12 protein-coding genes are annotated in these 13,838 nt (G+C 49.1%); 8 read left to right on the top strand and 4 right to left on the bottom strand.

Annotated features, from left to right (window positions below; all coding sequences use genetic code 11):
• Positions 1-231: 231 nt before the first annotated feature.
• The 3 genes from ABKW30_RS27675 to ABKW30_RS27685 form a co-directional block, all read right to left on the bottom strand.
• Positions 232-1,335 (bottom strand): acyltransferase, encoded by a 1,104-nt coding sequence (locus ABKW30_RS27675; protein ID WP_348602180.1) that lies wholly within the window; start codon positions 1,333-1,335, stop codon positions 232-234.
• 131 nt (positions 1,336-1,466) lie between these two features.
• Positions 1,467-1,838: a hypothetical protein gene (locus ABKW30_RS27680; protein ID WP_348602181.1), complete on the bottom strand. Its 372-nt coding sequence runs from the start codon at positions 1,836-1,838 to the stop codon at positions 1,467-1,469.
• Positions 1,839-2,039: 201 nt separating this feature from the next.
• Entirely contained in the window at positions 2,040-3,377 is a 1,338-nt protein-coding gene (locus ABKW30_RS27685; protein WP_348602183.1) for a UDP-glucose/GDP-mannose dehydrogenase family protein, read from the bottom strand.
• A gap of 390 nt (positions 3,378-3,767) precedes the next feature.
• Here ABKW30_RS27685 and ABKW30_RS27690 point away from each other — a divergent pair, with 390 nt between their 5' ends.
• From ABKW30_RS27690 to ABKW30_RS27705, 4 genes are all read left to right on the top strand, one after another.
• Positions 3,768-5,864 (top strand): glycosyltransferase family 2 protein, encoded by a 2,097-nt coding sequence (locus ABKW30_RS27690; RefSeq protein WP_348602278.1) that lies wholly within the window; start codon positions 3,768-3,770, stop codon positions 5,862-5,864.
• Between the two features lie 130 nt (positions 5,865-5,994).
• Positions 5,995-6,861 carry an ABC transporter permease gene (locus ABKW30_RS27695; RefSeq protein ID WP_348602184.1) on the top strand — a complete coding sequence of 289 codons (867 nt, stop codon included), beginning with the start codon at positions 5,995-5,997 and terminating at the stop codon, positions 6,859-6,861.
• 8 nt (positions 6,862-6,869) lie between these two features.
• The gene (locus ABKW30_RS27700) at positions 6,870-7,613 is read left to right on the top strand and encodes an ABC transporter ATP-binding protein (protein ID WP_348602185.1); all 744 of its coding nucleotides are present in this window, start codon (positions 6,870-6,872) and stop codon (positions 7,611-7,613) included.
• A 547-nt stretch (positions 7,614-8,160) separates the two neighbouring features.
• Positions 8,161-9,384, top strand: coding sequence for a glycosyltransferase (locus ABKW30_RS27705; protein ID WP_348602187.1), 1,224 nt, complete (start codon positions 8,161-8,163; stop codon positions 9,382-9,384).
• A gap of 154 nt (positions 9,385-9,538) precedes the next feature.
• Here the strand turns inward: ABKW30_RS27705 and ABKW30_RS27710 are convergent, their stop codons facing one another.
• Positions 9,539-10,450 (bottom strand): nucleotidyltransferase and HEPN domain-containing protein, encoded by a 912-nt coding sequence (locus tag ABKW30_RS27710; RefSeq protein ID WP_348602279.1) that lies wholly within the window; start codon positions 10,448-10,450, stop codon positions 9,539-9,541.
• Positions 10,451-10,718: 268 nt separating this feature from the next.
• Here ABKW30_RS27710 and ABKW30_RS27715 point away from each other — a divergent pair, with 268 nt between their 5' ends.
• The 4 genes from ABKW30_RS27715 to ABKW30_RS27730 all read left to right on the top strand — a co-directional run bounded on the left by ABKW30_RS27715 (position 10,719) and on the right by ABKW30_RS27730 (position 13,836).
• Positions 10,719-10,973, top strand: coding sequence for a type II toxin-antitoxin system prevent-host-death family antitoxin (locus ABKW30_RS27715; protein ID WP_348602188.1), 255 nt, complete (start codon positions 10,719-10,721; stop codon positions 10,971-10,973).
• Positions 10,970-11,398, top strand: a complete 429-nt coding sequence (locus ABKW30_RS27720) for a type II toxin-antitoxin system VapC family toxin (protein ID WP_348602280.1) — start codon at positions 10,970-10,972, stop codon at positions 11,396-11,398. Before ABKW30_RS27715 ends, ABKW30_RS27720 begins: the two co-directional genes overlap by 4 nt.
• Positions 11,399-12,009: 611 nt before the next feature.
• Complete coding sequence (locus ABKW30_RS27725) at positions 12,010-13,050, top strand: LacI family DNA-binding transcriptional regulator (protein ID WP_348602189.1); 1,041 nt, start codon at positions 12,010-12,012, stop codon at positions 13,048-13,050.
• A gap of 117 nt (positions 13,051-13,167) precedes the next feature.
• On the top strand, positions 13,168-13,836 hold the full coding sequence (locus ABKW30_RS27730; protein WP_348602190.1) for an amino acid ABC transporter permease: 669 nt from the start codon (positions 13,168-13,170) through the stop codon (positions 13,834-13,836).
• Positions 13,837-13,838: the final 2 nt, after the last annotated feature.

Raw genomic sequence — 13,838 nt, forward strand, 5'->3', positions numbered from 1 at the left:
TTCAAAATGAAGGCGATCTGCGCTTCTGTAAACTTCGTCTTCTTCATCGGTTTCTCCTCAGCCCGTAACCGGGGCATTATTGGAAAATTCCAGTTGAGAATGGACTAATTTAACGGGAGCACGTCATTCTCCATAGACGGCTCTCCCTTATGTGACTTTCGACAGCCACACTTTGGCACATTGCGATGCCGGGAGCGGAGGCCGTCCACCACACCAGGTCAGGTCACAATGTCACCAGAAATATGCTAGTAAGGCGATGGATAAGTAGATTACTATGAACAAGCATGATGTTACTATCCAAAGACCAGAGCGATCGGTTCTAAAAAGCGCTTTCGATTTATTGTGCATGTATATATCGAGCTGACCCAAGATCGCAGACGCTGTGACAGCAGCTATCACCGTAATGGGAAACAGAATGTAGTGCGATATCTCGGGCGTGCTTTTGAGCAGCCCTAGTACAACGGTCACATGAATTAAATAGAGCGAATAGCTCCAATCACCGAGGTTTTCCAGGAAATCGTCAAGGTGACGTGGCAAATTGATGCGAAGATTTAATAATGCAGCAACCAAACAGGCAGAACCCATCCCAGCGGTGACGCGTATGAAGTTAGTTGGTAGGATGTACAGGCACGCCACTACCGATCCAACGAACAAACAGAAGTAGATGGTTTTGTTATTATAACGTCGGATTATTTCGGGGATCAGGAGGCCTGATGAAAAGCCAGCATTGGCAAGCATCAAAGGAACATCAGCAATATATGCTTTTCCTATAGATATAAAGCTGGATGCGAATAGGGCGTTACATATAATCAGGACGGTCCACATGACGGCCAGAGTAGGAATGAAACGCTTGAGACCTCCTATCGCAATAATAAACAGCAGCCCGTAAAAGAACACTTCGCTTATCAAGGTCCATTCAACTGCGAGCGTATATGTCGTAGGTCCGACTGGAACCATGGTAACGCTCTGGAACTGCCAAGTATCCAGATAAGCTGCTGACCTAAATGAAAGTGCTATTCCGGTCGCAACTATTAATGTCGGATAGATGCGAACAATCCGGCGTATTAAAAACTCTCCGGGCGGCTGTCTATGAATTAGTTCAGCCATAAGGTACCCCGATATCGCAAAGAAGATCGCTACGCCAAAAAGACCGTAGATTTCGGGAAAAATCCTGAGATATGCATCAACGCCAGAGACTACATTGAAGTAATGAGCGGTGTGATAGAGGACCACCGCAAGGGCAGCGAGCCCTCGTAGGCTCTGTATATTGGCGCTGTATGTCAATAAAACGTTTGTCGGCGCCGCTGCGATTGGTTTGTTCAAGGTTAATGCCACAGGGCTTCCATCGGGGTTGTCTCGCTCAGGCCGTCTCTAACTGATCTGTGACGTAAAATCCACGGGGTTTGCATTGGAATCTCTCTGCACTTATGCCTAACCCACAACGAGGAAATTGCCATGGAATTCAGTCATTCGGATGAAGCAGCCTTCTTCCAGAGACTCTTGACCTTCCGAATGGGAGCTGTAATGCGCCATGATGTAGATGCAAGTAGACCGTCTATCTTCTGGCATTTTATGTCAAGGTCTGTTTCTAATTCTCGGATACGCACAGTAGATTTTGACTGCTCTGCTGCATAAGACTGCTGAGCAGCGCGCATGTTGCTTTCCGTGTTTATAATTAAATTTTTTAGTTCTGAAATCTGTTTGGAACTATTGATGTTTTCATTATTTCTAAGTATCTGCAGCTCCTCTAATTGGCTCTTTTGATTTGCGATCAAATGTTCCATTTTTTGAACACTTTGCAGGTAGATAGCATGATCTTCATCACGGCCTCTCTGCAATTCTGCAATTTTCTGAGTTGCTTTTCTCTGTTGGCCAAGTAACTCCTTAGCACGGAGTTCTAAAATGCTCTCTTTAAATCGAACTGAGCGAGGTCTTTCTGGAGACCGGAGTCTTTTCTCGTCCCGCCAATTTGGAAAAGATCTAGGTGTTTGGTCCCGGCATTTGATGGTGCATTATTCGACCAGAAATGGAAGGATGCGCTATGGGTCAGATTTTACACGGGAGCGCCCGCACGACAGAGGCCGGCCTACAGAGTAATACTCAAGGCCTGAACCTTCCAGTTCCTGTTCATTGAAGACATTGCGCAGATCGAACAGAATATTGCCGCTCATCAATTGTGAAACCGTCTTCAGATTGAGCGAGCGATAGGCATTCCATTCCGTCAAAAGCACAGTAATGCCCGCTCCCTCGATGGCGTCGTAAGCCGATTTGCACCAGGTAACACCTGTCAAAACCTGTTCCGCTGCGCTACGGGCTTCAGGATCGTGTGCCCGCACGGCAAGGCCTGCACTCTGCAAGGCGGGAACAATGTCCAAAGCCGGGGACTCGCGAATGTCATCCGTGTTGGGCTTGAATGCTATTCCGAGCACGGCAACGGACTTGGCACCGCTCCTCTTTGCGGCTTGCACGATCCGCTCAGCCATTGAACGCTTGCGCTGCTCATTAACCGTGACGACCTGCTCGATCAGTGTCTGAGGTGCATTCATCTTACGCCCCGTCGCGGCGTAGGCACGGGTATCTTTCGGGAAGCACGAACCGCCAAAGCCAGGGCCTGCATGCAGGAACTTTGAGCCGATCCGGTTGTCCATGCCAATCGCACGGGCAACATCCTGCACATTGCCGCCGCTCTTCTCGCAAAGATCAGCGACCTCATTGATGAAGGTGACTTTCATCGCGAGGAAAGCGTTGGCCGCATATTTGATGATCTCGGCATTTTCCAGCGTTGTGACGATCATGGGTGTCTCGCGCAGATAAAGCGGACGATAGACCCGCTTCATTGCAGCAGCACCCGCATCATCATGCACGCCAACCACAACACGATCCGGCCGCAGGAAATCCTCGACTGCTGAGCCCTCACGCAGGAATTCCGGATTGGACACCATTGAGAACGGCACGCCCGGCCGTGCCTTGGCGATACGATCCCTCACATCGGCATTTGTGCCGACAACCACTGTGGATTTGATGACAACAACTGCGTTCGGCTTCATTGCCGCAGCGATTTCATCGGCAGCGGCGTGAATATACTGTAAGTCCGCTTCGCCATCACCGCGCCTTGAGGGCGTGCCGACGGCAACGAAAATCACATCGGCTTCAGCAACAGTTTCGGCAAGCTCTGTTGTGAACGTCAGCCGGCCATCGCGCGCATTACGTGCCAGAAGCTCATCCAGACCCGGCTCGAAAATGGTAACTTCGCCCGCTTGCAGGCGTTTGACGATAGCAGGGTTTTTATCTACGCATGCGACCGTAAAGCCGAACTCGGCAAAGCACACTCCCGACACCAGACCGACATATCCGGTCCCGATCATCGCAATCTTCATCGAAAAATTCCAATCCGCATCTTATGGGCTGTATCAGTTTCTGGCGCAGACATCTCGCATAATTGACGCAATATGCCAATCGCTTGCGTATCAAAATCTAGAAACTACAGGGCTGGCTTGCACCAATAGATTGCGATGCCCCATGAAACCATAGGGTATTAAATTGCCAAGGTATGGGCAAATCTCTAGAACAAAGTAGCGATGAAGAATGGGCATAATTCTACGGAGAAAGTGAGATGAGACTAGTTCCAAAGACCGCTTTGTCAAATGCAAAGTAAGGTTGCTCGACTATGGACTTGCTTTGGCCAGTTTTTCGGAATGGGAGAACGGCTAGGCTTGGCGAGCCTCATTGTCAGCAATGATCTCGATACAGAGGCCTCACCAGCACAGATGGAGTGGCAGCTAACGTCATGGCTTGCTCCAGGCAACTATCGTCTTGTTCTGGAGGCGGCCAACGAAAATGCTAGATTCACCAGTGTACGTCTTTCAACGAAGAATCTAAAGGATAATTGGGAGGTAACGTATCTACAATTTCACAGGAATAGTAGCAAAACCTACGCAGATTTCATAGTAATCGATCAAGTAAGTACATTAAGGTTGTCACCAAAGACCGTTACACTAGATTCCGGTATCATCCAAGCCACAGTATATCGTAAATCGATATTCACAGTATTATATAGCTTTTTCGAAAAGACATACTCGATAATAAATAAAAGAGAGAGTTTCCCCAAGGTATTAAAGAGTGGAGTGTATTTTGTTTGGAACAATGGTCTCACTGCACTAATTTCTAGGATTCTGTATCCGAAGACAATCGGAGCGTACAATTACTCACGGTGGATTGAAACGAACGAGAAACGGCCGAAAGCTGCCTCGGAGCTATATACGGACGAGGCCCCCCTAGTTTCAGTCATTCTTCCATTACAGATGCCAGTCAAGACTGCACTTTTGCGAGAGACGCTGGAAAGCCTTACTGCTCAAATCTACAGAAGATGGGAGCTTTGTATAGCATATACGGAAGCCTCTCAGGTGAGTATAGAAGAACTGATCCAGGCAAACCTACATAATGACGCCATAATCAAAACCGCCGTCGCTACAGAAAATTCTCTTTCCCATATACGTAATACAGCGCTCAGCGTTGCTACGGGTGACTGGATAGTTGTGGTTGATCCTATGGATATACTAAACGACCTTGCTTTCCTTGAACTTGTTTCGAAAATTGAAGAACATCCACAAGCAGAAATTGTATACAGTGATGAAGATGAAGTGGATGAGAGTTCGCATCGATTCTCGCCTCGCTTCAAAAGCGATTTCTCCCTTGCTCAATTCCAGAGCCATAATTTTTTGGGCCGTTTAACATTCCATCGAGCTAAAAATATCCAGGCAGTTGGCGGTTGGCGGTCAAAATTCGACGGGGATCAGGATTATGATTTGGCGCTGCGTATCTTAGAGTTAGTTGGCGCTGACGCCATATTTCACATTCCTAAGGTCCTGTACCACTCTAGGCAAGCAAGTCTGCAGAGTTCCAAAGGAGCCCGCGCTCTGGTCGATAAACGTGAAATAACACGCGATGTATTGGAAGAACACGTCAGTAGAACAAACCTGCCAGCAAGGGTAGAATATGCTCAGGAAACACCTTATTGCCGATTACGATTTGAAGTCCCGCAGCCTGAGCCCCTGGTCAGCCTGATAATTCTCACTCGTGATAAGGTTGAGCTTTTACGCGGATGTCTGGAATCCATTATTAGTAAAACGACTTATAAGAACTACGAAATTATAATAGTCGACAACGGATCAGTGGAGCGAGAAGCAATAGAATATATTGAGGAAATTAAGAATACAGAGAACATTACTATAATACCATACCCATTTCCGTTCAATTATTCTGCGATGAATAACATTGCAGTTGCAGCAGCAAAAGGGGATATAGTTGGACTCATCAATAATGATATTCAAGTAATTTCGCCGTACTGGCTGACAGAGATGGTATCTTGGGCAATTCAACCTCAAGTAGGTTGTGTCGGCGCGAAACTCTATTATGAGAATGATACGATCCAGCACGCAGGTATTGCTTTGGGAATTGGCGGAGTGGCTGGACACCCTCACAAGCATTTCCCAGGTCAGCATCCCGGCTATGATTATAGACTGAAAATCCATCAAAATTATTCGGCCGTTACGGGGGCATGTTTGGTGGTTTTAAAAAGCCGATACGATGAGGTAGGAGGGCTTGATGAAGAAAACCTGCCCATAGCATTTAATGATGTGGATTTTTGCCTGAAATTAAGTCGTGCTGGATATAGTCACGTTTGGACGCCTTTTGCAGAGTTGTATCACTTAGAAAGTATTTCTCGGGGAGCCGAAGATAGTCTGGAGAAAAGGCGGAGGTATGCACGAGAGGCTAGCTATATGGCGTCGACTTGGAATTTAAAGGATGATCCCTTTTATTCTCCTAACTTGAGTCGGGATAGTGAGGATTTCTCATTAGGCTAGCTGTAACGATCGGTAAGAGGTGAAATGGCCACTCGAGAAAGCGTTGCGTTGACCAACGGCAGTCCAATCGCTATATGACCAACGCTCGAATTAGTGTCCAAACTATCAAAGCCGACGCTCCGATAAAAACATGGATGGACTTTTGGAACAGCCGTTAAACAATAACTTGGTTGATAAAGAAGGTACATCAAGTCTGTACTCGACCGTAATTAATTTGTTGGTAATCGCGTTGAAAGATATATGGGGCGGGCTTCAGCGATATCGTCTGTGGCTTGCGCTGGCAAAAGAAGATGTTCTGGACTCGTATCGTCATACGAGTATTGGGGTCCTGTGGGCTGTTTTCTCCTTTTCATTCTTTGCGTTGGCGATCCTATTGGTATTTGGACTTGATTCGAATCGACCAGCTCACGCTTATATTGCACATCTCGTGACTGGTTTACTTGCTTGGAACTTCATCTCCGCAATAATCACACAGGGTGTTTCAGTATTTACCTCTCAAGAATCCTTTATAAAGGGGAGCAAGCTGCCATTATCGTTGTTCACTTATCACGTGATGGCGCGCAATTTTATATTGGATGGATTTGCAGCTATCGCTGCCATGATATTTCTTTTGTGGAATGGCTATCCAACAGGATGGCATTTCTTGGGCGCTATTCCGGCTCTTATTCTATACGCATTAACCGCCATCCCCGTGCAGCTTTTGCTTGGGTCCCTCGGGGCTTACACGCGGGATGTAAAGCAAATTATTGATAATATCATGCGCGCTACGTTCTTCCTCACACCTGTAATCTGGACACCATCCCCAGGCACTCACCGCGCAGCTATCGCGAATCTTAACCCGCTAACCGCTTATATTGAAGTGTTTCGTGTGCCATTTATAGAGAATAGAATCCCTTGGGATTTCTGGTTGGAGTGCATCGTTATGACCGGTTCACTTTGGGTACTCGCTATTTTGATTTTCGCTGCAACTCGACGGCATATAGTGTTCTGGCTTTAGGTTTATTGATGATGTCTTCGATACTTGTTGAAAACCTCACCTTGGAATATCGCATGCAGTCAAAACGGCGCATGATTCCCAGTTTTCGTAGGAGAGGGGAACCCAAGTCTCTTAAGAGTTCTGTGGGGGGAGATTTCATACTTAGCAGGAAGCGTCAGGTTCTTCGTGCCCTGAACGACATTTCTTTTTCTCTGCTGCCTGGCGACAGGCTGGGGCTAATTGGTTCCAATGGTGCTGGAAAATCGACATTACTTATGATGTTGGCTGGTATTTACCAACCTACTTTTGGAAACATTACCGTTGAGGGCAGAGTAGATGCCTTGTTCAACATTGGTCTAGGATTTAGGCCAGAGGCTACCGGTCGCAGAAACATAGTATTGCGCGGGCTCATAAATGGTTGGAGCAATGATCTTATCAACGAACGAATGGACGATATAATTGAGTTTAGTGAATTGGGAGAGTTCATTGATATGCCCTACAAAAGCTATTCTCAAGGCATGGCGGCCCGCTTGGCTTTTTCAATAGCAACAGCAGTAACACCAGAGATCCTCTTACTAGATGAGTGGATTGGGGCAGGAGACACGGAGTTTCAACAAAAGGCTAAAGCGCGAATGCAAAGCTTGGTGAAAGAGGCTGGGATTATGGTGATTGCTTCCCACAATCACAATCTTTTAAAGCAGACTTGTAATAAGATTATGCATATGGAGCATGGACGTATTCGAAAACTTTGCCCCGTCGCGGAAGCGTTTTAGGTAGCCCGTACCGTCCAAGCACTGCACATTCAGTGCTGTATGGAAACTTTCAAGTGCGCGATAGTATTTATTGCACCTGATTGTAGAGGGAGGTTGAGTTCTCAATCAGATTTAATCTACTAAGGGCCTAGTTTAGCGGTTTGCAGTTAAATACCGCAATTAGTCAGGAAACCGAGGCATGGCTTGGTCGGAGGAAGTATCACCGATACAATTAAGTTTGGGCCAACGGATATTGCGAGCACGCTTGTGCGCCGAAAGCAGCTCTCCGGCAAGCCAGACAACGGCAAACGCAGCGCCAAATAGAAAAAAATGGTACCGTCCTGACATTTTACGTACTCATAGTTTGGAACATTCTCGAGAAGTGTTGAATTCAATATTCAAAGTCTTACCTCGACCTTTGCAACGGGCACTATTTATTCCTGGTAGATTGGCATGGTGGGTAGCAACGCCACATTTGACCCTAGCCAGATATCGATACTATAGCAGTGCGTGGAGAGGCGTTCGGAGAGGCAGGGGGAACGCGATAAATATCGCGCCGCATAAGGATGTGGCTAAGCCAAACGTGCTTTTTGTGATTTCTACATTAAGTGGGGGAACGCCACAAACAAACGCCGATTTGATGGAAGCGATTTCAAATGAATACCAACCATTTCTCTTGAGATGCGACTCGCAGGTTATCGAATTTTCGAAGATTGATCGTTCCGGTATGAATCGGTTGGAGACAATTACACTTACCGAAGAGATCCAGCCATTTCCTCATACATCGCAAGAATACGATGGCATATTAAGCGAGATACTTTCTGCATATGATATCAAATTGGTACATATCCGTCACATTGGCTGGCATAGCCTGAAACTCCCGAAAATATGCCGTTTTTTAGGAATACCCGTTCTATTTTCATTTCATGATTTCTATACGATCTGTCCAACAGTTAAACTCCTTGATGAGAACATGGAGTTTTGTGCGGGAAGGTGCACTGCGACACAGGGGCATTGCAAACCTGAGCTTTGGCCCAAAGAATCAATGCCGAATTTGAAGCATCATACCATCTATGATTGGCAGGTCGCTATGAAGCACATGCTGGATGATTGTGATGGCTATGTTACGACGTCACATAGTACACAGGAGCAGATAGCAAGGATTTTTCCCGACACTTTGACGAAGAGATTTTCCGTCATCCCTCACGGTCGTGATCTCGAAATGGCGAAGCTCTCAGATTGGTATGAAAGCAATGATGATGCCATTAGAATATTGGTTCCTGGTAATATTGTTCCTGCAAAAGGAGCTCATCTTATTGAGGCTCTTATTGAACTTGATACAGAAAAATTATTTGAGTTCCATATCTTAGGTCACAGCTCTCTCCCAAAGAGCAAAAGAGTAATCCTGCATGGGAGCTACGACAGAGATAATTTCACGGCCAAGGTTAGAAAAATAAAACCACACCTTGGAGCAGTCCTGTCGATTTGGCCGGAAACATTTTGTCATACATTAACAGAAATGTGGGCCTGTGGTGTCCCCGTATTGGCTCTGGATTATGGCGCTGTAGGTGAGCGTCTTCATGAAACCGGTGCCGGTTGGCTCATCAAGGGAAAATATCCAAAAGATATTTACGACAAACTTCTCCAAGTAGTTAGCGATAAGGAGAACTATTTGGAGACGATTCTTCGGCTTGCGGCCTGGCAGGCTGGAGAAGGCGCAAATCAAACCACCCAGCTAATGTCCAAGTCTTATACCGATATTTATAGTGAAATGCTGGAAAACACGTTTTGATGTTCGGCTTCATGGCAGCAGCTATCTATGGACGGCATGAACACGCCGCAATCAAAGGCCGAATACATGGCTACACCCGACCAGTGCGTCAGAAACGCCAAATTGCCCCTTGCCACGCGGAGGCCGTCCATACATGCCACTGGCTTTACCGCGGTTACATGTCAGCCGCTCGTTTGAGCTTCTCCAGATGTTCTGTGCAGATTGTCTCAACAAGGTGATGCAGGATTGCGGTCTGCTGGCCAAGCCAGTTGAGTGCTTCCTCGCCGATTTCATAATGCTCTGAGTAGCGAGCCTTCACATAGGCTTCATTGATCGTATTGAACCAGGCGCGATAGCGCTGTTGATCGCGCGGCCAGGCCTCGGCCAAACGCCGGTCACGCCCTTCCGCCATGGTTCGCAAGAAATTCAGGTTGTGGGAAGGAGGAGCATAGTTACCGAGGGTGAGAAGGACGGACGCATAGTATGTTTCTAATGCTTGATGGAGAAGGAACGCGGCTTTAGCGCGCCATCCTTTTTGTGATGTAAACCTGTAGGTTTCGTAGAATTCAAAGCCGCTCGGGAAACGGGTATAAAAATGCTGCTTTGCTACCTTGTATTCTTCGAGGGGTGTCAAGGGCTTTGGCTCAGCCAAGGGTTCGTCATCAAGCTCGTAAAGCACGATGCCTTCGCGGCGGATATCAGAGAAGAAATACTGGCCCTTTCGCAACGCCGTATTCACCTCCCGGCGTGAATGGACAATGAAACCGACCTGCGTATCGACGCCCTTGTCATGCAGAAGCCTGTCGGCAAATTTGTACCAATAGGTGGCAAAGTCGGTGAGCTTTCGGTTGTTGACAATGATCAGCAAATCGTAGTCCGAGCGATAGCCTTTCATGGTATGCGGTTCATCGACCCAGTCGTTACGGGCGTAGGAGCCAAACAGGATGATTTTGAGAATGCGGCCCTTTTTCTTGAAATCAGCCGTTGAATCTTTCAGGGCATCTTCGAATTCCTCCAGCATGATTTCGACAATTCGGCCAAGCTCACGCTGTTTGCGTTCAGGCAGATGATCGATGCTGGATTTCATCATGACGCGCCGCGTCTCCTTGCAGATCTCTCATACCCTGAGGCAGAGCCGGACATCAACCGGTCTGCCATGTTTGTCGGCTGCATTCAAGAGTCTTGCCCGGGATGACAGTTGCCCATCTCAAGTGGCGATCATCAAGATCACCCCGCCCGCTACAATAAAACCAAAGTTTCCATAAACGTCCACAGATGTTCAGTGGCACAAGGGATTGCAAAATCGATACCAATGTTCTAATGTACCAACAATTCTCAGGCTGACGAGGTTCGCCATGACGATTACAACCCTGTCGAGTCGCGAGTTTCAGCAGAATGCCAATCAGGCGCAAAAGGCTGCGCGCAGCGGTCCTGTGTTCATCACGAACCGAGGCAAGCCGGCCCAGGTTCTCTTGAGCATTGAGGAGTATCAACGGATCATAGGCAAGCGCCGGAACATCGTAGAAGCGCTATCCATGCCGGGGCTTGAGGACATCGAATTCGAGGTTCCCCGTTCGCGGGAATTGCCGCGCCCGGCTGATCTTTCCTGATGTTCTTGCTTGATACGAACGTTATTTCCGAGCTGCGCAAGGCTGGCGGCGGAAAAGCTAACCCTAACGTCGTTTCCTGGCTATCGGGCCAGGACGGCGCTACCTTCTACATCTCGACTGTCACACTCATGGAGCTATATCTTGGAGTCTTGTTGATGGAGAGGCGCGACCCGGCACAGGGGGCACGCCTTAGGGCCTGGATGGACGGCCATGTTCTTCCGGAGTTCTCCGAACGAACCGTGCCGGTTGATATGGCTGTCACGCTTCGTTGCGCTCGCCTTCATGTGCCTGATCCTCGCCCCGAGCGTGATGCGTTCATTGCAGCGAGCGCCCTTGTGCATGGGTTGACAATCGTAACCCGCAACGTGGCCGATTTCACTCCCATGGGTGCCACCATCATAAACCCCTGGACTCATGGCCATTAATGCGTCTGCGCCCGGCATTCTGCCCGTCCGTGCTACGGGCCGATTGAAAGAGTGGGCCAGCCGGAACTATCGTTGTGCTGCGGAGCAAGCGGTGCACAGCGCCAAGGCGAACGCGCTGTAGAGAGCGCAGGGCAAGGTTAGTGATGGTGGAGCCTGAAAGTAACATCAAAGCCGGGGAGGAGAGGTAAAGCGATGAAACGGCTATTTCCTGCTCTCCTGTTTGGTCTGGGTCTATTAACCCAAAATATTGTAATCACTACAGAAGTTCAGGCAGGTCCCCGCAGCAATGTCAGCGAGAATGCCGGGTCCGGGTGTAATTCACCAAACTCGGTTCCCGCATTTTCTTCGGCCGCTATACCAGTGTGAGCAGCACCTTCCTGACGACACACTCCTTCTATCGCTGCTTCCGTTCAACGGAAGAATGCCAGGGTTGGCTCTATACGCTGAGAAGCAAATATACCGATAAGAACGCTGCGCTTATTGGCTGTAGCCGGCGCTAAATCGCGATTAAACAGCGCCCCCACGTCTGACATCGAGGTTTGCTGTTTCAAGCTTGAATGAGGTCGTGCTATCGGCAGACTCTGATTTCATAGTTGATGCAGGTGGCGAACATGTCCTTTGATGATGGCAAGAAGAACCGCGTGACACTTCTTGATGTGGCGCGCGAGGCGAACGTATCACGGGCAACGGCATCGCTTGTCATTCGCAAAAGCCCTCTGGTCGGCTCCCAAACGCGCAAACGTGTCGAGGATGCTATCCAGCGACTGGGCTATGTCTACAATATGGGTGCAGCCCGAATGCGGGCCCAGCGCAGCCATACGATCGGGGTCGTCGTTCCCAACCTGACCAATCCGTTTTTTGCCGAACTCCTGTCCGGAATCGAGTCAACACTTGAATTGGCCAATATGGTGGTGCTTCTTGCCAACAGCCACGAAATGCTCGACCGGCAGGACATGATCATCCGCCGTATGCGCGAACATGGCGTCGACGGGTTAATTGTCTGTCCGGCCGCCGGTTCGGATGTCACGATCCTTGAACGGGCGGCGGACTGGGCTTTGCCCTTGGTTCAGGCCCTGCGTTATGTTTCGCCGGACGAGGGCGACTATGCCGGCGCGGATTATTCCGGCGGTATGCGGCACGCCGTGGATTATCTCGCATCGCTGGGTCATGAACGAATCGTTTTCGTCGCCGGGGGAGCGTACCATTCCGCTTATCAGGAAAGGGTGGAAGGGTTTCAGCTTGCCATGCGTGCCCATGGGTTCAACGATGAAAATATCCTTGAACTGCCGTCCCGGCTTTCAAGGGCGGCAGAGGCAGTTCACCTGCTGTTTGAGCGCATGGAGCCGCCAACAGCGGCCATTTGTTTCAACGATGTAGTTGCGATCGGTCTTGCAGGCGGACTCTACGATCTCGGCATGAATGTCGGTCCCGATTTCTCCATCATCGGTTTCGATAATGTGGCCGAGGCGGACATGATAAGGCCGAAGCTGACCTCCATTGCAACCGGACCCGTCGGGATCGGGGAAAATGCAGCGCGACTGCTGCTCGATCGTCTGGCCGACCCGCAGCGGGCCTATGAAAGGGTGGTGCGCAAAACCGGTCTGGTCGTCCGCCAGTCATGCGGCCCGGTGAAGTCGCCGGCCCGATTGTAGAAAAAGCTGCCTGCGTAATTGCCGATTGACGCGAGCGCCAAAACGCTTTAGATCGATCTAAAAGCGGGAACCGTTGAGGAGAACGGCCTTCGTTCCTGAGATATAGGGAGGTTTCCGTTGTACAGTTTCAATTTCATGCCTGTGCTGGATTCGTTCGACACATTGCTGATCGGCGCCTGGTTGACAATCCAGCTTTCCTGCGCGGCGATGCTCATCGGGCTTGTCGTTTCGGTCATTTGTGCCTGGGGAAAAACCTCGGCCATTCCACCGCTGCGCTGGGTGATCGATGCCTATATCGAAATCATCCGCAATACGCCGTTTCTGGTGCAGATATTCTTCATCTTCTTTGGATTGCCGGCTCTTGGGTTGCGGATGTCTCCCAATCAGGCTGCTCTTGTGGCGCTTGTGGTGAATTTCGGGGCCTATGGCACCGAGATTATCCGCGCGGGCATCGAATCCATCCAGAAGGGGCAGATGGAGGCGGGCACATCGCTTGGCCTCTCCAAGTTGCAAATATTCCGCTACATCGTTTTGAAGCCGGCACTGCGCACCGTTTATCCGGCACTGACCAGCCAGTTCATCTACCTGATGCTGACGTCGAGTGTTGTCTCGGCAATATCTGCCGACGACCTTGCCGCTGCCGGAAACGACCTTCAGTCACAAACCTTTGCCAGCTTCGAAGTCTACATCATCATCACGGCTATGTACTTGGTCATGTCCACGGGTTTTTCCGCCATCTTTTCCGCAATCGAACGCCTGGCGTTCAAATATCCTTTGAGCCGATAGGA

It is taken from the genome of Phyllobacterium sp. SB3 (genome assembly GCF_040009165.1).
Lineage (GTDB): Bacteria > Pseudomonadota > Alphaproteobacteria > Rhizobiales > Rhizobiaceae > Phyllobacterium.